This is a genomic window from Arthrobacter sp. P4_F11 (assembly GCF_056401395.1).
Genome location: NZ_JBFUJK010000004.1, coordinates 151,313 through 173,143, shown reverse-complemented (window position 1 = coordinate 173,143; position 21,831 = coordinate 151,313). Strand labels below are relative to the sequence as shown.

Sequence of the window (21,831 nt, the reverse complement as noted above, 5' to 3'; positions counted from 1 at the left end):
GCGCCCGTTTCACTCCTACCCTGTGAAGCAGGTACGCGAGCTCTACGAGAGCGGCTGCGCTGTTAACGGACTGAGCGGTGACCCGCTGTCGTCGGTCACAGATTTCAACGTGGAGGAATTCAGGGTTCGGGTCTATGACCCCCGCAACACCGGAGGACCCACCCCCGCCGTTCTGTTTTTCCACGGCGGGGGATGGGTCATGGGCAGCCTCTCAACTCATGACGGGTTGTGCCGTCGATTGGCCTCCCTCACCAACCTGCCCGTCATTGCGGTGGACTACCGGCTTGCCCCGGAGTATCCCTACCCGGCCGCGATTGACGACAGCCGCAGCGCGATGCGTTGGCTCTTTGATGCCGGCAACGAGCACGGCCTGGACGTGACCGAGGCTGTGCTCGTCGGTGACAGCGCGGGAGGGCAATTGGCCGCAGTCCTGGCCAATGAGAATGCCACCGCAACGGATCCCCTGCCCGTCGTTGGCCAGGTCCTCATGTACCCCATGGTGGATCTGACCATGTCCTCGCCGTCCTACAACCGCGTCACTGATGGGTTCCCCCTGGTTGCCGACACCATCGCCTGGTTCGCGGGCCACTATCTGCCAGAGGGTGTAGACCGCTCTGTACCGGATATCAGCCCCGCCATGGCTCAGCTTCCTGCAGGACTGCCGCCAACGTACGTGATCACTGTGGACAACGACCCGCTGGTTGATGAAGGCGCAAACTACGCCGCCGCACTAGCCCGGGCAGGCACGGAAGTCCTGTACCAGCACCTTCCCGGGTACGCCCATGGGCTGTTCACCTCTGCGGGACGCATTCCCCGGGGAGAACAAACAGTGGACCAGGTCGCTGCCTTTATCAGGGACCGCACTATCTGACTGAGATGGAGTACGTCCCTTCATCTGATCAATCAAAGGACGGCGATAGCCCGCCACCTAAGGGCGGGGGCTATCGCCGTCACTCACGTTCTTTAGGAATCTCATGACTACTGCCCTCGTTGATCCGACTGCTGTCCCACGCCAGCGTGAGGCCGATCTCCTCGCCTCTGTCCCCACCGGTTTGTTGATCGGAGGTCAGTGGCGGGAGGCGTCCGACGGCGGCACGTTCGATGTTCACGACCCCGCCACCGGAGAGGTGCTCGCCACCTTGGCCTCGGCCACGAGCGAAGACGCCGTCGCCGCCCTCGACGCGGCGGACGCCGTCCAGGCATCCTGGGCGCGCAGCGCGCCTCGGGAACGCGCGGAGATCCTGCGCCGTGCCTTTGACCTTGTGACCGAGCGGGCCGAGGACTTCGCGCTGCTGATGACCCTGGAGATGGGCAAGCCGCTGGCTGAATCCCGTGGCGAGGTCACCTACGGGGCGGAGTTCCTGCGTTGGTTCTCCGAAGAAACGGTCCGGGATTACGGCCGCTACCTCACCACCCCGGAAGGCAAGAACAAGATCCTGGTCCAGCACAAGCCGGTGGGACCCTGCCTGCTCATCACACCCTGGAATTTCCCGCTCGCCATGGCCACCCGGAAGGTGGCCCCGGCCATCGCCGCAGGATGCACCATGGTCCTGAAGCCGGCCAAGCTGACCCCGCTGACCTCCCAGCTTTTTGCGCAGACCATGATCGAGGCCGGCCTTCCCGCCGGCGTGCTCAACGTCGTCGCCTCCTCCAGCGCATCCGACATCTCCGGACCGCTCCTCGCCGACCCGAGGTTGCGCAAGGTCTCCTTCACCGGCTCCACCCCGGTGGGCAAGCGCCTCATGGCCGACGCCGCGCAAAATGTTCTCCGGACCTCCATGGAACTGGGCGGCAACGCGCCGTTCATTGTGTTCGAGGACGCCGACCTGGACAAGGCCGTGGAAGGTGCCATGGCTGCCAAGATGCGGAACATGGGCGAGGCCTGCACCGCGGCCAACCGGTTCCTGGTCCAGGAGTCCGTGGCACAGGAGTTCACCCGGAAGTTCGCCGCGGCCATGGGCGCGCTGAACACCGGGCGCGGCACGCAACCGGCCACCCAGGTGGGACCCCTCATCGACGCCGGCGCCCGCGAAGAGGTCCATGCGCTGGTCAGCGCCGCCATCATCGCCGGCGCCACCGCCATCACCGGCGGCGCACCAGTGGAGGGTGCCGGCTACTTCTACCAGCCCACCGTGCTGGGTGGTGTGCCCAACGACGCCGAAATCCTGCGCCAGGAAATCTTCGGTCCCGTCGCACCCGTCACCACCTTTGCCACCGAGCAGGACGCCATCCGGCTGGCCAATGCCAGCGAATACGGCCTCGCCTCCTACGTCTACAGCCGCGACTTCAACCGGCTCCTGCGCGTGGCCGAACAGATCGAATTCGGCATGGTCGGCTTCAATGCCGGCGTCATCTCCAACGCCGCCGCACCCTTCGGCGGAGTCAAACAATCCGGCCTCGGCCGCGAAGGCGGCACCGAAGGCATCGCCGAATACACCACCACCCAGTACATCGGGATCGCCGATCCATACGCCGGCAGGTAGTTGACAGGGTCCCTCATCAGCGGGAAAGCCAAATTTTAGGGCCATTTATTACCCGGCCCCGGCAGCCCCAAACCCCCTCATCCTGGGCGATCTCCCTGATCGTCAAACTCAAAAGGAATCTTGATGAAAAGCATTCTTCATCAGCAAGCTCAGGGGCGGGAACGTCAAATGGCAGCCCGACGACGGGAAGGTGCCCACGCCCCTGCCGGCCTTCCCGCAGTGCCGGGACGAGGACCCGCCCGCCTCCTCGTCCCGGCAAGCACCAGGCCCTGGAACCGGACTGCCGCCCCCCGCCTAGGGATAAATTCGGCCGGGATCACGCCCCCATGCAGCTTGGAACGCCAGGCGCTGACTACCGACACTGCTGCCCCTTATGAAAACAATGCGTCGCACTCTGCCGACCGCGCCCAAGCTCGCCCAAGAGTTGCCTTTCAGGTTTTTGACAGCGTCGACTCGCAGGACGGCTGCGAAGAGGTTTGCCACTATTGCAACGGCCCGGAAACTGACTGAGACCTGCAGACGCGGCGGCACCCGCCCTGTGGCGTTGCTAATCAACTGCCCTGTTCTCACCAGAACCCGGAACTACATTGTCCTACCCGGCTAGAAGCGATGGCAGCTGTTTCACTAGACCTCGCCCGCCTCGCATCCCGAAATTCGAGCGCACGTCGCTGAGGATTGGCCCCGACTGGTCCCCTCACAGCCCACCGCCCGCGTCAGCACCACCCAAGGCTTAGTACCAATAGCAAAGGTCTCAACGACCAAAGGAGAGGAAACCATGCAAAGGATCATTGCCGGTTTGCACGTACAGAACCCCGCAGACAAGGAAACTCAGCTTACGCTAGCGCTGCGGGCCGCTATCAAGGCAGCAAAAGCTGAAAAAACTTGCGGTGTGCTAGTCACCCGCCATCATTACGCCAAATTCACCGTCGCCCTATCTCCGACCGTGCCATATGGGCAGACGCATGAACTAGACCTGGCCCCCAGTTACCGGCCAGCAACCGGCATCTAGCAACATGAGAAAAGGGCACACGAACCTTTCCTTCCAGGTGCCCTTGGAGTACACCCCAACCTGACGTCAGGCAGCCCTCTCAAACACCGTCAGTATGGGGTCCACAAGGCCATTCCCGACACCACCGGCGAACAGTCTTGATGCCAACCTGACACTAGGTGTGCGAAACGCAGATCAACTGGAGGATGCGGGGACTACCAGGGGTCGCTGGCTACCAGGCGTCCAGATGCTGTCTGGACAATTGGGCTGGTGCGTCAATGCTTGCCGTGTGAGGCGCTGCTCGTCTGGCCCACATGCGGCAAAGGCCAGCAACTTGAAGCCGCCGGTACCGGCGCCTGGGCATGGCCGGCGGGGATTGGGCCAGACGCCGGCATAACAAACGTCCAAGGTGACGCGGCCGTCACCTGATCGGTCTGCCGACGCTGATAGCGGATATTTCGTTAGCCTGATTGAGCCACCCACGTTGATACTGCCCGGAAGCTGCTGACCGATCGGCCCCAATTGTCCAGATAGTGTCTGGACAATTGGGCCGACCGTCGGAACCTACAACCTCGCTTCGCCATACCGGCCCTGGCCGTCGCCCTAACCGGGATTCTGGACTTTGGCCGGGCTGGAATCACGGGCCCGGGACTCATTTCCGCGGTGGGGCGGTTGGCGATCGGGAAAGACCGTGACTCCGCTAAAGCAACATCAGGAATAGTCCAAAGCTCTTTGGACAATTAGGCCGGCGCCTACAGTACGTGCACGCCGTGACGGGTGTGAGTTTCCCATGGTGAGCGGATTATTGGCTGTCGTCGGTGTCAGAGCCTGGTTCCGCCCATTCCAGGGCCGCCACAACGTGCCCCTCGTTGGGGAGAGCTTGTTGTTCGGAAGCCGGGAGCTTGTCGTAGGTGTAGGCGGCGACAGCCATGGGTGAGGTGGAGCGTCCCAGGCGTACCGGACGCTGCGGTCGTTCTTGGTGCCGCAGATAAGGATGCCGATGGTTTCGTTATGGTGGCCGCGCCGAAGGGTGTCGTCGACGAGGGCGACGTAGAAGTTGAGTTTTCCGGCGTATTCGGGCTGGAACTTTCCAGTCTTCAGTTCGATGACAACGTAGCCCGTTGACCTCACTAGCGCCCCACTTGGCGGGAGATGCCCGGCATGGCTCTCCCGTCAGGGATAGCGGGAAATGTGTGCAGACAGTGTCTGCACTTTCCTGTTCCACCCGGCGGCCGATCATTTTGGTCCGGCGGTGGGAGCGGATGGTCGCGTCGGTGATCTGCTTGAGCGGAATATCGAAGAAATTGCCGGCGGGCCCGGTGGCCTGTCCTCGTCTGGCTTCCATTAAGAGTTCCCGCGATTGATTTGTAGTGTTTGGCAGAGCTGAATATTTGCGACCTACTAAGATTCCATTCTCGAATGAGGCACTGCCCACGCTGGGTATCATCCGGATTTCAGGCGCGGAACACTAGCTGCCGACCGCGGTGTTCCAACCCTCCTCGGAAACGGGGATCCACCAGTCACGGGCGTCGCCCTCACCGATGTATTGGGGCCAGCGGAAGTCCGTGGGCGCACTGAATCCGGCGGGCAGAAGCGGGGCCAGGGATCCGCGCCGGATCTTCTCGGATTCGAATTCTGTTTTTGCCGCCGCAAGGACATCCGGTTGGGTCACCAGGTCCAGCACCATGCCGGCGATCATCTTGCCTGTGGCGGTGATGGTGGGGTCGATGGTTTCCGGGATGCCGCCCATGGCGGTCATGGCCCAGCCGGGGTACGCGGTGCCCTTTCCATCCGCGGCCAGCGTGGGCCGGGCTGTGTAGAAGCGGATGGTGGGTGCGTACCAGGTCATCTCCACGTAGTCGTCGCTGGTCCAGTTCTGCTGCGTTGCCGGAATGTGGCGGCGCAGCTCCGCCTCGGCGTCCTGCGGGCTGATCAGTTCCGCCGTCGCCGGGTGGAACGGGTTCTCCATGGGCTCCACCCCGCACGAGGACTGGATTTCGCGCCCGATCTCACGGGCCCGCTCGTCCAGAACGGGTGCCCCGACGGCGGCGATGTTCTCCCACGCCAGCTGCGCCACCGTGTGGTTGGCGATGCCAGGCCGGTTGCGCGCTACCCAGCGCGAGCTGACGGTGCAGTGTGAGGCAGCCGCGGCGAGTTCGGCGTTGCGGTCCAGCACGGCGAGCACCGAATCCGCTTCGGCCAGGCTCGGGCAGCGCCAGGAGTACTGGATCTGTGCCAGCCCTGCCGGCTGGTTATCCGCCGTCGCCTGACCAGCGGTGAGGATCGCCTCGGACAGCGACCATCCGCCGGCGTGCGGCAGCATGGAATCCTGGGTGGTTTTGTTCAGCGAGAACATCGTGAAGAGTGCCGCGTCGGCGCCGGGAGCCCGTGCTGCGGAGTGCGAGGACGGGATAGGGCTGTCACCGTAGGTGTTGTTCCAGCCTTCCGGGTTGTCACAGGTGAAGGTGTAGATCTTGCTGTAGTACGAGCCGCAGTGGGTGTCCCAGCGCGCGGTGTTGCACAGCGGCATCATGTAAAAGGGGTGGTAGGAAATGATGGCGTCGAGGTTGTCGTAATAGCCGCGCAGGCCATGGACCACTTTGGAACCTTGGACTTTTTCGGCCGGCTCTCCCGTGTACACCAGGGTGCCTGGGATGCTGTGGCGCTCCATGGCGTCCTTCGCCGCGAGGAACCCGGCAAGTGTGGAGATGCCCAAGGCGGAGTGGGGGTCCGTGTGGCCCGGCGCGAACCGGGACATGCCGGTGCGGGGCTCGCGCTTGGTTGAGGCGGCCTGGCAATTGCCGGGGATGGCGTCGTATTCGGCGTAGCTCAGGATCCGGGCGCCGGGACCTGCCGGGCTGGTCCACTCGGCGTAAAAGGCCGTGGGCATGCCGGCGCTGCCTTCTTCCACGTTGAAGCCGTGTTCGCGCAGGGTTTTCACGTACCAAGCGGAGGACTCGTACTCGCGCCAGGCAGGTTCGGCGAGCTCCCAGATGTTCGTGTGCCAGGTGGAGAGCTGTTCCTTCTGCTCCTCAACCCACTCCCACGCGGTGGACTTCGGCCCGGCATTTTTGATGTCGCTCATTGCGTTCCTTCCTCAAAGTTCAAAGTTTCCAGCGTCCGCATCAGCGGACCAGCAGTTTCCGGTTCACGAATTCGTCCATGCCAAGGGGCCCCAGTTCGCGTCCCACGCCGCTGTTCTTGACCCCTCCAAAAGGCAGCGCGGCCGACGACGGCGCCAGCCGGTTGACGCTGACCATGCCAACGTCCAGCCGCTCGGCGATGCGGTCTGCCCGGTCGGCATCGGCAGTAAATACCGATGCGCCCAGACCGTACGGCGAATCGTTGGCCAGGCTGACGGCGTCGTCCTCGTCCTCAGCCCGGTAGACGACGGCGACAGGGCCGAAGAGTTCCTCGCGGTGGGCCCGCATCCCGGGCCGCACATCCGTTAGCAACGCGGGCACCACGAAGGCGTCCCCGGCGGCGGTGCTGAAGCCGCCACAATGGAGCGTGGCACCGTCGCCGACGGCGGCATCCACTTGCGCCAACAGCGTCCGGGCTGCCTCGGCCGAGGACATGGGCGCCAGTTTGCTGGACGGGTCCAGCGGATCCCCCGGCAGGTACTGGGCCAGCTTTCCGCGAAGTCCGGCGACGAACTCTTCGTACAGTGTGGCGGCCACGATGAAGCGCTTGGGCGACGTGCAGGCCTGGCCGGCGTTCTCCATCCGTGCGGCAGCGGCCAGCTCCACCACTGCATTCAGGTCTGCGGTGTCGAGGACTATGAACGCGTCCGAGCCTCCCAGTTCCAGGACGTGTTTCTTCAGACCCGCCCCCGCCAGGGCGCCCACCGCCGCGCCGGCCCGCTCGCTGCCGGTGAGCGAGACCCCCTGGATGCGGGGATCGGACACCATCACGGCCGTCTGTTCCCCGCCGGCCAATACGGTCCGGTAGGCACCGTCGGGCAGCCCGGCGTCGAGCAGAAGTTCTTCGAGAGCAAGGGCCGAACACGGGCAGGCCGGCGCCGGCTTGATGAGCATCGTGTTGCCAAGCATCAGATTCGGCGCGGCGAAGCGGGCTATCTGGTAGTACGGGTAGTTCCACGGCATGATGCCCAGCAGCACTCCCAGCGGGCGCCGCTGCATCACCGCCCCGCCGAATTCCAGATCCTCGTCGGCGAGGAATCCGGGCCCGTGATCGGCGTAGTACGCGAAAATCTCGGCGCAGAGCTCCACCTCGGACACCGCCTCGCCCAGGAGCTTCCCGGTTTCCTGCGTGGCGAGCCGGGCCAGCATCTCTTTCCGTTCAAGAAGAAGCCCGGAGGCCGCCCGCATTACGGCGGCACGCCGATCCGCCGTCGTCTGGCGCCAGTCTTCGAACGCACTTTGCGCCTTGTTCAGGGCATCCTCCAGCTCCGCTTCCGTGGCCCCGGGAAATCCCGCAAGTACCTCCCCCGTTGCCGGGTTGAGCACCCGGAACACGGTGCCGGCAGTGGTCATGGTGTTCACTGGATGCTCACGTGGATGAGGCTGGGGCCCTTCACGGCAAGTGCCCTGGTGACGGTGTCGGCCAGGTCGTCGAGGGACTCGACATTGAACGCCGTGAGGCCGAAGCCCTCGGCCAGGCGGACCCAGTCCGGCTGCGTCAGATTCACGCCGACAGGAGCCAGATCCCGGTCCTCCATGTTCTGCCGGATTTCGCCGTAGCCGCCATTGTTGATGCAGATGATGGGCAGGTCCACCTCTTGTTCCACGGCGGTGATGAATTCCTGGACGGCGAACATGAGCGCACCGTCGCCGATCAGGCCCACCACTGTCCGGTCCGGGGCGGCCACCTTGGCGCCGATCGCGGCCGGAAGCCCGTAGCCGAGCGTGGCGTAGGCCGGCGTGTACAGGAGCTGGTGCGGCTGCTGCATGGGGAAGAAGGACGTGGTGCCGAAGTAGGTGATCTGCGAGGAATCGCCGGCGATGACGGTATCCGCCGGCAGTGCTCCGGCCAGGATCTCGTTGATCCGGGCCAGCACGGGCGCCATGGAGCGGGCTTCGGTCTGCAGTTCGGCGCGCAGCGGAGCCAGGTCCGGCGCAGCTGCCGGCACGTGCCCGGCGAGTGCCGTGAGCAGCTGGGGCACCACGGCGGCCGCGTTGCCCAGGAGTTCCAGGTCCGGGCTGAGGTTGCAGTGCAGCTGGGCACGGTCGATGTCGATCCGGATGCAGCCACCCTGCGGGAGGATCTTTCCGCCCCACATTTCGGATTCGCCCAGCTTGCTGCCGATGACCAGCAGCGCATCGGAGGCGTTGCACAGGTCCTGGGCCGCGGTGAGCCGGATCTCCGAGCCGAGGGACAGCGGGTGTGCCTCCGGGATGGCGGCCTTGCCGTTGATGGTGGTGACCACGGGGGCCTGCAGGCGTTCTGCGAGCTGGAGCAGGGCGGCGCCGGTTCCCAGCGATCCGCCGCCGGCCAGGATCACCGGGTTGGAGGCGTTCCGGAGTATTTCAGCGGCGGCCGCGACGGCGTCGTCGGGAGCTTTCTTCGGGGCGCCCAGGGGGCGGGCGTCCAGGGCGGGGGGCGGCACGTCGGAGGCGGACTCCAGCAGGTCCAGTGGGATTTCGATGTGGACGGGGCGGGGCCGTCCGTGGGCGAAGAGGGCGAAGGCCTCGTGGATCAGTTCCACAGCCTCGCTGCCGCTGGAAACGCGGGTGCTCCGCCCGATCAGGGCCCGGACGGCGCCGGTGGGGTCCTTGGTTTCGTGCAGGAGTCCGATGTCCGAAAACTCGCTGCCCCGCGGTGCGCCTGGGGACAGGATGATCATGGGGCGGGATTCGCAATAGGAGGTGGCGGCGGCGGACATGGCGTTCAGCAGTCCTGGTCCGGAGGTGGTGATCACGACGCCGGGAAGCCCCTTGATCTGGCTCCAGCCGTCGGAGCCGTACCCGGCTCCCTGCTCGTGGCGGGTAGTGACCGGGCGGATGCCGAGCGGCTTCAGGTGCCGGTAGAACTCAAGGTTGTGGGTACCTGGGATGCCGAAGATCGTGTCGATCCCGTAGTTCCGCAGGGTGGTCATGACGGCGAGGCCGACGTTGTTGGTGGGGATGGTGCTGGTCACGGCTGGGTCCTTTGATTGTGGGGCGGGCGGCTAGCGCTTGTAGACGCGGGTTCCGTCCACCCAGGTCTCCATGACGTCGATGCTGCTGATTCGTTCGGATGGCGCCGCCAGCGGGTCCTCGGCGAGGATCACGAAGTCGGCGAGCTTTTGCGGTTCCAGGGAACCCAGGTCCTTCTCACGTCCCATGGCCCGCGCGCCGTTGATGGTGTGGGCGCGGAGGGCCGCGGCGGCGTCGATCTTCAGCCCGTCGGAGCCGAGCTGCACGCCCGAGCGGGTCTTGCGGGTCACGGCGGTCTGGATGGCCTCGAGGGGACGCGGATCGGCCACGGGGGCATCCGAGCTCATGGTGACGGGAACTGCCGCGGCCACGAATTCGCCCAGGGGGTTGAAGCGCTCCCCCGGGCTGCCGATTGCGTCCAGCACACCCGGGCCCCAGTTGAAGTAGTGCTGGGGCTGGTTCACCGGGAGGATGCCGAGGCCGGCCATCTCGGTGATCTGTTCGGGCGTGGGAAGGCCGCAGTGCTCAATCCGGTGGCGGTGGTCCGCCCGGGGCGAGACTACGGTGGCTTCCTTCACGGCGTCGATCACCAGCTGGATGGCCGTGGGCGACTGCGCGTGGGTGGCCGTCTGCAGTCCGGCGCTGTGAGCCCTGACCACCAGTGAACGGTATTCCGCGGGCTCGTGGTAGAGGGACCCGGTGCGGCAGGGGTCGTCGCGGTAGCCCTCCGGGAAGTACGCCGTCCAGCCGCCCAGGGTTCCGTCCGCGTAGAGCTTGATGCCGGCGAAGGACAGCAGCGAATCGCCGAAGCGGTCCACGAGCCCCAGCTGCAGGACTTCGTCCAGGAGGCTGGAGAGGAAGTAGGCGTTGATGCGGGTCACCAATTCCCCGCGCTCCACCAGGTCAAGGTAGGCCGCGAATTCGCGCTTGGTGACCTGGGCATCGCCGATCATGGTGACGCCGTGGCTGAGGAACTCGCGCTGGGCGTGGAGCAGCTGACCGCGGTGCTGTTCCTTGCTGTCCGCCAGGTGGAAGTTGGGGCCGTGATGGCCGAGCTTCACTCCGTCCTCGCCCGTGAGGATGTCGCAGGCGGCGTCGGAAAGCTCGCCGGTCAGCCCGCCCTGGGAGTCGCGGAAGAAGGTGCCGCCCGGCGGGTTGGGGGTGTCCGAGCCAATTCCGGCCGTGTCCAGGACAAATGAGTTCACGACGCCGCCATGGCCGCTGGCGTTCATGACGTAGACCTCGCGGGTGGTGGAGACCGTATCCAGTTCCTGCCGGCTCGGGTGGCGCTGCTCGGCCAGGTTGCGGTGCTCATACCCGTAGCCCCGGATCGGACCGTCGCCGGGATTCTCCGCCGCGGCCCGTGCCAGGCGTTCGAGCATGGTGGGGATGTCCGGCGCGGCGACAGGTCCGCAGTCCACCCAGGACAGCAGCTGCCCGTACATCAGCGGGTGGGCGTGCGGGTCCACGAACCCGGGAACCAGTGTGCGGCCCTGGAGGTCCACAACCTCCGGAACCGAGGTGCTGAGTTCGCGGGCCGCAGAGCGGCATTCCTCGGGAGTCCCGACGGCTGCGATGCGGTTGCCGATCACCAGCATCGCCTCTGCGACGGAGTCTTCGGCGTCGACCGTCCGGATGGGTCCGCCAACGAACAGGGTTGCCGGTGGTGCCGCGGCGGACGTTTCATGGGATGTCGGGAATGACATGGGGATGACCTTTACGTGTAGGAGTAGTGCGGTGCCGCTGCGGTCCAGCAGGCACTCAGCCCGCGGGTTCCAGTTCGAACAGCGGGGTGTCCGGGGCACCGGTGCGGGCTTGGGAGATGACGTTTTGGGCCTGGATCCTGATGTACTCGGCCAGGGTGTGGTCCGAGAGGAATCCGATATGCGGTGTCACGAGGATCCGGGGGTGGCCCATGAGCGGGTGGTCTGCCGGGGCGGGCTCGACGTCGAGCACGTCCAGGGCCGCCGCACGGATGTGTCCAGAGTCGACGGCGGCGCGGAGGGCGCCGTCGTCGATCAATTGCCCACGGCTTACATTCACCAAATAGCTGCCCGGTCGCATGGCCGCGAGGCTTTCAGTGTTGATGATGTGCCGGGTTTCCTCCGTGAGCGGCATGTGCAGGGACACGACGGCGGACTCCGCCAGCACCTCGTCCAGACTGGTCCGGCGGATGCCCGCCTTGGCCAGCGTTTCCCGGGTGGCCGGGGTATCCGGGAGGTAGGGGTCGTAGCCGATGACTTCGCCGAAGACGCCGGAGGCAAGCTCCCCGAGACGGCTGCCGATCCGGCCGAGCCCGATCAGTCCCAGCCGCTCCTGGCTGAGCCGGAACACCGTGGTTTTCGGCCGTCCGTTCCAGTCGCCTTCAGCCACACGGCCCTGGAAAAACGGGATCTCGCGGGTGATCGCCAGGGCAAGGGCCAGCGCATGGGAGGCGACTTCCTCAGTGGCCACGCCGGGAAGGTTGCTGACCCAGATCCCGCGTTCCTTGGCGGCGTCCAGGTCGACATTGTCGAATCCCATGGAAACCAGGGCGATGATCTTCAAACCCGGGATGGCGTCCATGACCTCCGCCGTCACAGGGGCGTAGCCGACCAGCAGGGCCTCGGCGTCTTTGGCCTGTTCGATGATGACGACGGGGTCCTGGCTGCCGAGATACCGGACGTTGTAGCCGTTCTCCTCCAGCAGGGCGACGCCGGCGGAATAGTCGATGTCCTCCATGTCCGTGTAGACGGCCACGGGCCGGACGGGCAGCTGCGCGCCGGTGAATGTGGCGTTAGTGGACATGGCTGAGGAACTTCCTGGTGCGCTGGTGCTGGGGGTTGTCGAAGAACTCGTCAGGCGAGGCCTGCTCCACGATCACGCCGCTGTCGAACAAGGTGACCTGGTCCGCCACCCGCCGAGCAAAACGGACCTCATGGGTTACCACGATCATGGTCATGCCGTCGTTGGCCAGCCCTTCCATGACGTCGAGGACCTCGCCCACCAGCTCGGGGTCCAGGGCCGACGTCGGCTCGTCAAAGAGCAGCACGGACGGGTTCATGACCAGGGCCCGGGCGATGGCCACGCGCTGTTGCTGGCCGCCCGAGAGCTCCGAGGGGTAGTGCCCGGCGCGGTGGGACAAACCCACCCGTTCGAGCATTGCCATGGCCCGCTCCTCAGCCTCCTTGTGCGGAACACTCTGGACCGAAGTCAGGCCGAGCATCACGTTCCGGCAGGCGCTGAGGTGGGGAAACAGGTTGAACTTCTGGAACACCATGCCGATGTCCCGCCGCTCCTTGGCGAGCTCCCGTTCAGGCAGCGGGACGGTTGTGGTGCCGCGCTCACGGACGCCTAGGCGGCGGCCGCGAAGGAGGATCTCACCGTCATTGGCCGGTTCCAGCAGCGCCATGAGGCGCAACATCGTGGACTTTCCCGAGCCCGAGGGGCCAAGGACGGCCTTCACTTGGCCCTGGTGGATGTCGAATTCAACGCCTCGGAGAACGTGCTGGTCCTGGTAGCTCTTGTGCAGGTTTCGCACCTGCAGCACGGGGTCGGCCGGCGTCCACACCGGGGCCTCCGTGGGCTGTGGCATCTGGCTCATGCGTGAACTCCTTGGCCGACCGGTTCCGGCGTGGATGGCTTCTTGGATTTTGACCGTGAGGTCCATAGGAATTTCTTCTCAACGTAGTTCTGAAGCAGGGTCAGCAGGCTCACGATGATCAGGTAGTAGACGATGGCGGCCGCGTAGTACTCGGCATAGCGGAAAGTGATGTTAACCCCCACCTGGGCCGTGGTCAGCAGTTCCTGCAGGGAAATGACGGAGGCCAGGGAGGAGAATTTCACCAGGCCGATGAACTCGTTGCCCGTCGGCGGCAGCGCGATGCGGATGGCCTGCGGCAGCACGACTTTGACCATGACCTTCGCCGGCGACATCCCCAGGGCACGTCCGGCCAGGTTCTGTCCTTCGTCGACGCTCAGCAGCGCGGAGCGGATGATTTCCGCCATGAAGGCTGCTTCCACGACGCCCAGGCCGATGAACGCGGCAATGAAGGGGGTGAACCATTCCTGGCGCAATACCGGGAACAGTTGCGGCAGTGCGTTCCAGATGATGAGCAGGACAAGCAGCGCCGGAATGGCGCGGAAGAACCAGGTGTAAAACCCCGCTGCACCCTGTGCGATGCGGCTCTGGGAAGTGCGTCCCATGGCCACGGCGAACCCGACTGCGGTGGCCAGAACCAGCGCTAGCACGGCAACCGCCACGGACAGGAAGGCACCGTAGAGATAGCTTGGGTTCACGAGTTGTTGGACGAAGATGCCGATATCGAATTCCATCGGACTCTCCTTTCGGGTGGGGCCGGGACCACGGCTCCGTGGTCCCGGCGCGGTAACTAGTGAACGTCGACGATGGCCGGATCGAGCTTGTTGTCCTTGGCGATCTGGGCGAGGGTGCCGTCCTTGCGGAGGGCCTTCAGGGCCCCGGCGAGAACGGGGGAGATCGGATCGTTCTTGCGCGTGAAGACGCCGAACGTGGTGTCCGTCTCAAAGACATCCGGCGCCAGGGCCAGCTTGCCCTCGTTCTGGGCTGCCATGTAGGACGCGGCGACATTGGTCTCGATCAGGGCATCAGATTTGCCGTTCATGACTGCGAGCACAGTTTCCGCCGTCTTCGGGTATTCGGTGAGCTTCGGCTCGTCCTTGCCGGCGGCCTTGCATTCCTCTTTCAGCTTGCTGATCCGCGCGGCGTTGGATGATGCCGTCTGTGCGGCGACGCTGCGGCCACAGAGGTCGAGGGGCTGCTTGAACTGGCCGGCCAGGGCGGGTGCTGCAAGAATCGACGGGCCGGCGTTCATGACGGGAGCGGCGTCGGCCACGGCCAGGCGTGCCTCGCTCATGTACAGGCCACCGAAAATGGCGTCGCAGCGGCGAGACTGGAGCCCCGGCATCAGCCCGTCAAAGGTGGTTACCTCGAACTTGGCCTCAAGCCCCCAGTGCTTGGCAAGCGCCCTGGCTGCGTCGGCGTCGAATCCGACGATGTTGCCGCTTGAACCGTTTGCGTAGTACTCCAGAGGCGCGTACTCGGGGTCGATGCAGAGCGTGAGCTTGCCACTCGTCGCCAACCCCTTCGGGGCCTCGGCAGCAGCCGGAACTTTTCCTTCGGAACTCGTGGACGCGGCAGCGGAACAGCCACTCAATAGCAGGGCCAGGGCGGCGGCAGCAATGGCGGCCTTCGTGAACTTGGGCATGTGCAGATCTCCAATGAACATCTGATTCGCGGATGGGTGCGAAAAGCGGGTGGAGCCGATGTGGCGATGGTCACGATACTAACCAAGTTCCATCTAAAAGCAAGCGAATCCGTCGTTGGGCGACCTCAGGACACGGTATTTGCATGATTGTGACCGGATAGCTCATCAAATCCCTTGTTCTTACGTATGTTCGTGGAATAATTGAATTCAGCGGAGGATCAACTGCGCTGACTTGCCCCAGGTGCGCCGCAACTGCGCTCAACAACAAGAGGCGTTTATTGTGAAGACCATGCATGATCTGGATAATCGGCTGATCCGACTACTGCAGGCCGACGGCCGCGCGTCATTCAGCGACCTGTCCAAGCAGCTGGGCGTGACCCGCTCCGTGGCAACGGCCAAGGTCAACGAACTCATATCTTCCGGCGAGCTGCGCATCGTCGCTGCAGTCCACCCGCGGCTGCTGGGCCTGACCGCCGTCGCGCATGTCTCCATCCAGCTCAGCGGCTCCGCCCAGCCTGCTCTGGACAAACTGCGCCAGCTGGACGGGGCCGTCTTCGCCTCGCTGACCACAGGCAGGTACGGCATCATCGCCGAACTGCGCCTGCCGACAGTGGAGCGGCTCTACGAGGATGTGGAGGCCATACGCCTCTCCGAGGGTGTGGCTGCCGTGGATGTCTTGATGTACAAAGAGGTCGTCCGCAGCCTCTTCCTCGGTAAGGAGCCGCCGGATCCGGGGCTGGAACTGGACGATGCTGACCTGCTGATCCTGGGTGAGCTTCAGATGGATGGCCGGCTGGGCTTCGAGGCGCTCGGGGAACGTATCGGGCTCTCGGCCAGTGCCGCCAGGAACCGGGTCATGCGCTTGCTGGACGCGCGCGTGATGCAGATCGGGCCAATCCGCAGCCGCTCCGGCTCCTCCCGGGCCATGGCCTTTGGATTTGGCATCTCGACGTCGGCGGGAACCGAGGAAGCCATCGCTTTCTTTTCCGCAACCCCTGGCGTGGAGTTCATCGCCAGCTGCTTCGGGCGGCATGACGTGGTGGCCACCATCGGCGTGAGTTCCCTGGATGAGATGTATGAAACCCTGGACAGAGTGCGCGCCATGGAGTCCGTGGCCAGCGTCGAGTCCTGGCTACACGTGAGGATCGTCCAGGAGCGCTATGCCAAGCCCTTGGATAAAATGCTGGCAACGCGAACCCGCGCCGAATGGCCAGCCAACTGACCAGGGCGCGTCTTCAAGGCGGACGAGATGCTTGCGACAGCTGACAAACGCCACTGAGGAGCAGCCAATTTTGGCACAGACGCCAGAGTCAAGCTGGGCTCCCCCAGCGTTATGCGCCGGCCGGACGACCCGAATCTTTGGGCGGAGTGCCAGCGAATGCCGCCAAACGACGGTCAGTCGGGCTCCGTCAGGGGCCATGGATTCGCGTTCACGATCTTGGTGACAACAATCGCCTGAATCCGTCCGGCCGGTGTCGTTCTCCCGTGGGCGCGGCCCGGGCCTTCAGGCAGGTGCTATCGTCGCGGGAGACCTTGCCCCAGTTCACGTCGACGCTTTCCACGGCCTTCGCAAAAGGCGTTCTCATGCGCCTGGTCCCGGACGATGAGGCAGGCGATTGTGAACCGCGCCGTCATGCTGACAGTCCTTTCGTAGGTCCGGCATTTCTGCAGCCAGCCGGTGGGCTCACGCATTAGGGTGGACAGCAGGTCCGGGGCAAGGTTGCCGCTGTTCTAAATGTGGGACCAGCTCCACTGGTTGCCGACCGCATCCACGGTTGACGCCGACCAAGTAGTGGTGGATGCTGCTGGCGTCCAGCGCAATCTTCAGCGGCGTGGCGCCGGGCTGGTCCACACGATAGGTCTTCTTGCCCTGATTTGGGGGATCCGTCCAGCAGCCAGGAGATGGTGGTTCCGATCAGCCCTGCGTGACTGATCTCTTCGGCGCCGACACCCTGGAGCACATCCTTGTAGGGCTTGCGGCTGCGTCGCCGCGGAGGTTCATGCTCTGGAACAGACCTCGCCCGACCACGTAGGCCCATGCCAGGCGTTCCTACCGAGCAAGTGGGTCAGCCCGTTGAACCGCGCACCACCAGCGAGCTGTCGAGCGTCACATGCGGCTCCTCCAGCTCGAATCCTTCCATGAGCCCACGGAGTTGCTGACCCGCCTTGCGCCCAAGCGGCATGGCGGGCAGATGCACACTGGTCAGGCCGGGGTTGCTGGTTGCCGAATAAGGTAAGTCGTCGAAGCCGGCCACGGCCAACTCCTGCGGAATGCCGACACCGGCCACCCGCGCTTCCTGCAGCACGCCGTAGGCGTGCGTGTCAGTCCCGCACACGACGGCCGTGACTCCGGTGCGCTGCCACTGCGGCCACGCCCGGGCGAAGGCCTCCGCGGCCGCTCCGACATCGATCGTGGTGCTGATGATGCAGTCTGGCGCCACCGAAATCCCTCGCGCTCTGGCCTCCTCGAGGAACGCGTTGCGCCGCACATCGAAGGTGGCCGTGCCGGTCACACTGTCGATGTAGGCAGCATGCGCGTGCCCCGAATCGGCGAGGTGCGCTGCCAGCTCACGTGCGCCGCGCGCGACGTCCAGGTTTACCGAGGGGGCGTAGGCCTCCAGACCGGGTGCATCTAGCAGCACCAGGGGCCCAGCTGCGGACAGTTCTTCGAGGAAACCTGCGTTGGGGGCATCCACCAGCAGTCCGGCGGGACGGAGCGCCAGGAGCTTCCGGACGTCTTCGGCCTGCGGGAACTCGCCGGCGTCAGTTACGGACAGCAGCAGCTGGTATTCGGCGCCAAGGGACTCCCGCACTCCGGCGATCACCTTGGCGAAAAACGGGTTAGAGATATCTGGGGCCACCAGGATGACGATCGAACTCACGCCCTTGGCCAGCGAGCTTCCGATGCCGTCCACCACGTAGCCCAGCTCGGAGATGGCCTCCCGTACGCGCGAAATGTTGTCCTCGGACACCCGTCCTCTGGTTTTCCCGTTGGCGACCAGGGACACCGTGGCGGTGGAAACGCCGGCGCGCTCGGCCACCATCGCAGCCGTGACGCGCGGCGCGCGTGCGTTGCGCCGATCGAGGGTGTCCATGTATAGATCGTAGCCAACATTTCAAACTTTCAGGCATCACATGGCATCAAGCGCTTGACGTCATTTACGTTAAGCGCTTGACGTATGGCGGAGAACGATGCCAAACTTCTTGTGAATGCTTAGTGCCCTGCTCGGGCAAGGCACCCAAACCCCAGCCGCAAGCACCCAAAGAGTGCAGCATGCCGGCGGGCGCGGTTGCCCGCAAGGGCAGGCCCCAATGACGTGGAGACAACAATGCAAACCCAGCCCCTGACACCGGCACCCAGGAAGATCATTCTTGACTGCGACCCCGGACATGATGACGCAGTGGCATTGCTGCTGGCTCACGGCAACCCGGATATCGAACTGCTCGCCGTCACGACCGTCGTGGGCAACCAGACCCTCGAAAAGGTCACCCGCAACGCACTCTCCGTGGCCACGATTGCGGGCATCACAGGCGTCCCGTTCGCCGCAGGCTGCGACCGCCCGCTGGTCCGCACCATCGAAACCGCCCCCAGCATTCATGGCGAGACTGGCATGGACGGTCCCGACCAGCCCGAGTCCACCATCGAGCTGGACCCGCGCCACGCCGTTGACCTGATCATCGAAACAGTGATGGCGCATGAGCCGGGTACGGTCACTCTGGTCCCCACCGCCGGGCTGACCAACATCGCCATGGCGGCCCGCAAGGAACCGCGCATAGTGGAACGTGTCAAGGAAGTCGTCCTCATGGGTGGCGGCTACCATGTGGGCAACTGGAGTGCCGTTGCCGAATTCAACATCATCATCGACCCCGAAGCCGCACACATCGTGTTCAACGAAAAGTGGCCGGTCGTGATGGTTGGCCTCGATCTCACGCACCAGGCATTGGCTACTCCGGAGATTGTTGACCGGATCGCAGCCATCGGCACCAAGCCGGCCAGGTTCGTCATGGAACTGATGGAGTTCTTCACCAAGACGTACAAGGACGCGCAGGGATTTGACTGCCCGCCGGTCCACGATCCGTGCGCGGTTGCCTACGTCATCGACCCCACGGTGATGACCACCCGCAAGGTCCCGGTGGACATTGAGCTGCAGGGCAAGCTGACGCTCGGCATGACCGTGGCCGACTTCCGCACGCCGGCCCGGGACGACTGCCATACCTCCGTTGCAGTGGATCTTGACCATGAGAAGTTCTGGGATCTGGTCACAGATGCGATCGTCAGGATCGGAGAGCCCGGCGGCGGCGCTCCCGCCACCCTGGCGGGAGCCGTCCCCGCGATGGCCGGGGCCGTTACCGCAGGTGCCGCTGCAGGAGAGGGCAAGTAGATGACCACCTTAATCTCCAACACCAAGTCAACCACCCGCGGCAACGTCACCGCGCTCGTGGTCGCACTGCTGGCCGCCTGCGTGGCCTTTCAGCTCAACGCCTCCATGCTTAGCCCGGCCCTGGTCACTATGGGCAACGAGCTTCACACGGACCAGGCCGTCATCGGCCTGTCCCAAACATGGTTCTTCACAGCTGCGGCCTTGTTCTCGCTTTTCCTGCCGCGCCTCAGCGACATCGTGGGACGCAAGAAGATCCTTCTCGGCATGATGCTGCTGATGGCCGTCGGCTCGGTCATCGCCGCCCTGGCGCCCGACATCACGTGGCTCTTCGTGGGCCGCATCATCCAGGGCGTCAGTGGCCCGACCGTCCCCCTTTGCCTCATCATGCTCCGCTCCGCGGTCAGCAACCCGAGGAAATACGGCGCGCTCATGGGCCTCATCACGGCGGTCAATGGCGGCGTGGCCGGCGTCGACTCGTTTGTTGGTGGCTACTTTGCCGAGCACTTCGGTTTCCGCAGCATCTTCTGGCTCATGGTTGCCCTTGCTGTGGCAGCCGCGGTCCTGGTTGCCGTTCTGGCAGGTGAGAGCAAGCCGGCTGCCGGCACCACCATGGACTGGCTGGGCGTCTTCTTCATCGTGATCGCGGTGGGAGCACTCCTGACCGCACTGAACGAGGGCTCCAAGCTCGCCGCCGACTTCTCTGCTGGCACGTTGATGCTCGCCGTCGGCCTGGTCGTGGTGGCCGGCGCCGCGTTCTTCGCGTTCTGGACGGTGGAGAAACGCGCCAAGGCGCCCATGGTTGAAATCGTGCACCTTCGCCAGCGCTCCACCTGGGCACCGCTGCTCACCACCACGCTCACCATGACCGGCATTTTCGCCGTCATCAACGGCATCGTCCCGGCGTACGTTCAGGCAGCCGACCCGGGCTTCGGCGTCGGCCCTACCGAAATGTCCCTTCTCATCCTCACGCCGTACGCGCTGCTGGGTTGGATCTTCGGTCCGATCAGTGGCCGCTTGGCCCCTGTCCTGGGCTACACAAAGGTCCTGCGCATCGGCCTGCTGGGCAGCCTCGCCGCCTTGGCGATCATCGCGTTCCTCGGCCTGAACAACCTGCCGATGATGATGATCGGCACGGCCTTGCTGGGGATCATGTATGCCGGTACGGCCAACATCATGCTCAACGGGCTTGGCGTGGTTCTCTCACCGCACGGCAACCCCGGCTTCCTGCCTGGCATGAACGCCGGCGCCTTCAACCTCGGCGCCGGGCTGAGCTTCCTGGTCCTCCCAACGGTCCTCGTCGCGACGTCGTCCATGGGGGACGCCAAAGCGTCGTACATGACAGTCCTGGTCGTGGGCCTCGCCATCACCACAGCAGCCTTCGCCGCATCCCTGCTGATCCCCAAGCCCGTCGACGCCGAGGTATCCGAATGAGCACCCACGCCGGCGCACCGGCATCGAGGATCGTCGTCGTTGGTTCCCTCAACGCCGACCTCACCATCTACTGCGACCGGCTCCCCCAGCCGGGCGAGACGATCCACGGCAACGGCTTCGCCGTCAATCCGGGCGGCAAGAGCGCCAACCAGGCGGTAGCCGCCAGCAAACTAGGCGGCCAGGTCAGCCTAGTGGGCGCCGTCGGCGACGACCCCAACGGTGCACTGCTGCTCGAATCGACCGCCCGCGCCGGAGTGGACATCTCGCACGTCCGCCGCGCCGCCGATGCCGCCACCGGCGTCGCCATCATCTCGGTCGATGCCCTCGGCGAGAACAGCATCATCATCTCCGCCGGCGCCAACGGTACCCTGGCCCCGGCCGACGTTGACGCCGCCGCCGACCTTTTCGACGACGCCGCAGTGGCCTGTCTCTGCCTGGAAGTCGGCCTCGACACGGTTGCGGCCGCCGCCCAAGCCGCCCACGACGCAGGCGCAATGGTCCTGCTGAACCTCTCTCCCTACGCCGAGATACCGCAGGCCCTGGCCCGGTTGAGCGATGTGTTGCTGGTTAACGCACATGAGGCTGCCCTGTTCCTGGGGAAGGAGACCATCCCCGGTGCCGACATGGACGCCGCCGAATGGGAGCCGGTGCGCAAGCAGTTCGCCGACCGTGGATTGCAGCGGGTGCTTGTGACGCTGGGTGCCCACGGTTCCGTGGTGTTGGACTCCCAAGCCGCCGACACACAACAGATCACCCGCATTCCATCCACCAAAGTCGTGGCGGTGGACACCACCGGGGCCGGCGATGCCTTCACGGGCGCCGTGGCTGCGCGGCTGGCCGCCGGGGCATCCTTGGCAGAGGCCGCTGCGTTTGCCTCCGTGGCTGCGGCCTTGGCCGCCACGAAGAAGGGCACCCAGACCGCCTACCCGGACGCCGCCGAGGTAGGGCTCCTGCGCAGCGGCGACACCCGCAGGAGCTGATGCTCCGAGTGGTGGATGTCGAACCTCAAAGAAGGGTGCTCGCGGGCGTTGGGGCGGGTGATGTCGAAGTTCTCGCCGGCGTTGCGGCGGGGCCGCGTTCCCGGACGGGAGCCTGGGCGGCGTCGCTGGAGAAGGACTCCCAGTCCTTGAAGACGGCCTTGATGTCGTCATAGCGCGAGGCGACGTACAGGCCGATCTGGAGCGTCGTGAACAGAGCGGAGGCGGACGATCCCTTGTGGATCGG

General features: G+C 65.0%; 17 protein-coding genes and 2 pseudogenes. 7 read left to right on the top strand and 12 right to left on the bottom strand.

The annotated features are described in order from the left end of the window. Nucleotides 1-22 precede the first annotated feature (22 nt). The 3 genes from AC1DRO_RS06730 to AC1DRO_RS06720 all read left to right on the top strand — a co-directional run bounded on the left by AC1DRO_RS06730 (nucleotide 23) and on the right by AC1DRO_RS06720 (nucleotide 3,492). On the top strand, nucleotides 23-871 hold the full coding sequence (locus tag AC1DRO_RS06730) for an alpha/beta hydrolase (protein ID WP_476950255.1): 849 nt from the start codon (nucleotides 23-25) through the stop codon (nucleotides 869-871). Between the two features lie 103 nt (nucleotides 872-974). Then, on the top strand, nucleotides 975-2,483 hold the full coding sequence (locus tag AC1DRO_RS06725; RefSeq protein WP_476950254.1) for an NAD-dependent succinate-semialdehyde dehydrogenase: 1,509 nt from the start codon (nucleotides 975-977) through the stop codon (nucleotides 2,481-2,483). A gap of 775 nt (nucleotides 2,484-3,258) precedes the next feature. Then, entirely contained in the window at nucleotides 3,259-3,492 is a 234-nt protein-coding gene (locus tag AC1DRO_RS06720) for a hypothetical protein (protein ID WP_476950253.1), read from the top strand. A gap of 781 nt (nucleotides 3,493-4,273) precedes the next feature. Here the strand turns inward: AC1DRO_RS06720 and AC1DRO_RS06715 are convergent. The 10 genes and pseudogenes from AC1DRO_RS06715 to AC1DRO_RS06670 all read right to left on the bottom strand — a co-directional run bounded on the left by AC1DRO_RS06715 (nucleotide 4,274) and on the right by AC1DRO_RS06670 (nucleotide 14,794). Beyond that, nucleotides 4,274-4,402 carry a hypothetical protein gene (locus tag AC1DRO_RS06715; protein WP_476950330.1) on the bottom strand — a complete coding sequence of 43 codons (129 nt, stop codon included), beginning with the start codon at nucleotides 4,400-4,402 and terminating at the stop codon, nucleotides 4,274-4,276. A 74-nt stretch (nucleotides 4,403-4,476) separates the two neighbouring features. Next, a pseudogene (locus AC1DRO_RS06710) lies at nucleotides 4,477-4,602 on the bottom strand (PDDEXK nuclease domain-containing protein); the annotation flags it as partial. A 337-nt stretch (nucleotides 4,603-4,939) separates the two neighbouring features. After that, entirely contained in the window at nucleotides 4,940-6,556 is a 1,617-nt protein-coding gene (locus AC1DRO_RS06705) for a zinc-binding metallopeptidase family protein (protein WP_476950252.1), read from the bottom strand. A gap of 40 nt (nucleotides 6,557-6,596) precedes the next feature. Then, nucleotides 6,597-7,967, bottom strand: a complete 1,371-nt coding sequence (locus AC1DRO_RS06700) for an aldehyde dehydrogenase family protein (protein ID WP_476950251.1) — start codon at nucleotides 7,965-7,967, stop codon at nucleotides 6,597-6,599. Between the two features lie 5 nt (nucleotides 7,968-7,972). Further along, nucleotides 7,973-9,571 (bottom strand): thiamine pyrophosphate-binding protein, encoded by a 1,599-nt coding sequence (locus AC1DRO_RS06695; protein ID WP_476950250.1) that lies wholly within the window; start codon nucleotides 9,569-9,571, stop codon nucleotides 7,973-7,975. 30 nt (nucleotides 9,572-9,601) lie between these two features. Next, entirely contained in the window at nucleotides 9,602-11,275 is a 1,674-nt protein-coding gene (locus AC1DRO_RS06690; protein ID WP_476950249.1) for an amidohydrolase, read from the bottom strand. A 55-nt stretch (nucleotides 11,276-11,330) separates the two neighbouring features. Next, on the bottom strand, nucleotides 11,331-12,356 hold the full coding sequence (locus tag AC1DRO_RS06685; protein WP_476950248.1) for a C-terminal binding protein: 1,026 nt from the start codon (nucleotides 12,354-12,356) through the stop codon (nucleotides 11,331-11,333). Next, the gene (locus AC1DRO_RS06680; RefSeq protein ID WP_476950247.1) at nucleotides 12,346-13,152 is read right to left on the bottom strand and encodes an amino acid ABC transporter ATP-binding protein; all 807 of its coding nucleotides are present in this window, start codon (nucleotides 13,150-13,152) and stop codon (nucleotides 12,346-12,348) included. The genes AC1DRO_RS06685 and AC1DRO_RS06680 overlap by 11 nt, the downstream gene beginning before the upstream one ends. Then, nucleotides 13,149-13,883, bottom strand: a complete 735-nt coding sequence (locus tag AC1DRO_RS06675) for an amino acid ABC transporter permease (protein WP_476950246.1) — start codon at nucleotides 13,881-13,883, stop codon at nucleotides 13,149-13,151. The genes AC1DRO_RS06680 and AC1DRO_RS06675 overlap by 4 nt, the downstream gene beginning before the upstream one ends. Before the next feature lie 56 nt (nucleotides 13,884-13,939). Next, complete coding sequence (locus AC1DRO_RS06670; protein ID WP_476950245.1) at nucleotides 13,940-14,794, bottom strand: ABC transporter substrate-binding protein; 855 nt, start codon at nucleotides 14,792-14,794, stop codon at nucleotides 13,940-13,942. A 289-nt stretch (nucleotides 14,795-15,083) separates the two neighbouring features. Here AC1DRO_RS06670 and AC1DRO_RS06665 point away from each other — a divergent pair, with 289 nt between their 5' ends. Next, nucleotides 15,084-16,016, top strand: coding sequence for an Lrp/AsnC family transcriptional regulator (locus AC1DRO_RS06665; RefSeq protein ID WP_476950327.1), 933 nt, complete (start codon nucleotides 15,084-15,086; stop codon nucleotides 16,014-16,016). A 307-nt stretch (nucleotides 16,017-16,323) separates the two neighbouring features. Here the strand turns inward: AC1DRO_RS06665 and AC1DRO_RS06660 are convergent. Both AC1DRO_RS06660 and AC1DRO_RS06655 read right to left on the bottom strand, forming a co-directional pair. After that, nucleotides 16,324-16,808 (bottom strand): annotated as a pseudogene (locus tag AC1DRO_RS06660) (manganese catalase family protein); the annotation flags it as partial. 52 nt (nucleotides 16,809-16,860) lie between these two features. Next, complete coding sequence (locus AC1DRO_RS06655; RefSeq protein ID WP_476950244.1) at nucleotides 16,861-17,889, bottom strand: LacI family DNA-binding transcriptional regulator; 1,029 nt, start codon at nucleotides 17,887-17,889, stop codon at nucleotides 16,861-16,863. A 234-nt stretch (nucleotides 17,890-18,123) separates the two neighbouring features. Here AC1DRO_RS06655 and uriH point away from each other — a divergent pair, with 234 nt between their 5' ends. From uriH to AC1DRO_RS06640, 3 genes are read left to right on the top strand one after another with little or no spacing between them, the layout of a single operon-like run. Next, nucleotides 18,124-19,176 carry a uridine-preferring nucleoside hydrolase UriH gene (gene uriH / locus AC1DRO_RS06650; RefSeq protein WP_476950243.1) on the top strand — a complete coding sequence of 351 codons (1,053 nt, stop codon included), beginning with the start codon at nucleotides 18,124-18,126 and terminating at the stop codon, nucleotides 19,174-19,176. Next, the gene (uriT, locus tag AC1DRO_RS06645; RefSeq protein ID WP_476950242.1) at nucleotides 19,177-20,607 is read left to right on the top strand and encodes a uridine transporter UriT; all 1,431 of its coding nucleotides are present in this window, start codon (nucleotides 19,177-19,179) and stop codon (nucleotides 20,605-20,607) included. Next, complete coding sequence (locus tag AC1DRO_RS06640) at nucleotides 20,604-21,587, top strand: ribokinase (protein WP_476950241.1); 984 nt, start codon at nucleotides 20,604-20,606, stop codon at nucleotides 21,585-21,587. Before uriT ends, AC1DRO_RS06640 begins: the two co-directional genes overlap by 4 nt. Nucleotides 21,588-21,831: the final 244 nt, after the last annotated feature.

Coding starts and splice junctions, on each gene's coding strand:
- AC1DRO_RS06725 (WP_476950254.1), top strand. CDS start 975: ATGACTACTGCCCTCGTTGATCCGACTGCTGTCCCACGCCAGCGTGAG.
- AC1DRO_RS06720 (WP_476950253.1), top strand. CDS start 3,259: ATGCAAAGGATCATTGCCGGTTTGCACGTACAGAACCCCGCAGACAAG.
- AC1DRO_RS06715 (WP_476950330.1), bottom strand. CDS start 4,402: ATGGCTGTCGCCGCCTACACCTACGACAAGCTCCCGGCTTCCGAACAA.
- AC1DRO_RS06705 (WP_476950252.1), bottom strand. CDS start 6,556: ATGAGCGACATCAAAAATGCCGGGCCGAAGTCCACCGCGTGGGAGTGG.
- AC1DRO_RS06700 (WP_476950251.1), bottom strand. CDS start 7,967: ATGACCACTGCCGGCACCGTGTTCCGGGTGCTCAACCCGGCAACGGGG.
- AC1DRO_RS06690 (WP_476950249.1), bottom strand. CDS start 11,275: ATGTCATTCCCGACATCCCATGAAACGTCCGCCGCGGCACCACCGGCA.
- AC1DRO_RS06685 (WP_476950248.1), bottom strand. CDS start 12,356: ATGTCCACTAACGCCACATTCACCGGCGCGCAGCTGCCCGTCCGGCCC.
- AC1DRO_RS06680 (WP_476950247.1), bottom strand. CDS start 13,152: ATGAGCCAGATGCCACAGCCCACGGAGGCCCCGGTGTGGACGCCGGCC.
- AC1DRO_RS06675 (WP_476950246.1), bottom strand. CDS start 13,883: ATGGAATTCGATATCGGCATCTTCGTCCAACAACTCGTGAACCCAAGC.
- AC1DRO_RS06670 (WP_476950245.1), bottom strand. CDS start 14,794: ATGCCCAAGTTCACGAAGGCCGCCATTGCTGCCGCCGCCCTGGCCCTG.
- AC1DRO_RS06665 (WP_476950327.1), top strand. CDS start 15,084: ATGCATGATCTGGATAATCGGCTGATCCGACTACTGCAGGCCGACGGC.
- AC1DRO_RS06655 (WP_476950244.1), bottom strand. CDS start 17,889: ATGGACACCCTCGATCGGCGCAACGCACGCGCGCCGCGCGTCACGGCT.
- uriH (WP_476950243.1), top strand. CDS start 18,124: ATGCAAACCCAGCCCCTGACACCGGCACCCAGGAAGATCATTCTTGAC.
- uriT (WP_476950242.1), top strand. CDS start 19,177: ATGACCACCTTAATCTCCAACACCAAGTCAACCACCCGCGGCAACGTC.
- AC1DRO_RS06640 (WP_476950241.1), top strand. CDS start 20,604: ATGAGCACCCACGCCGGCGCACCGGCATCGAGGATCGTCGTCGTTGGT.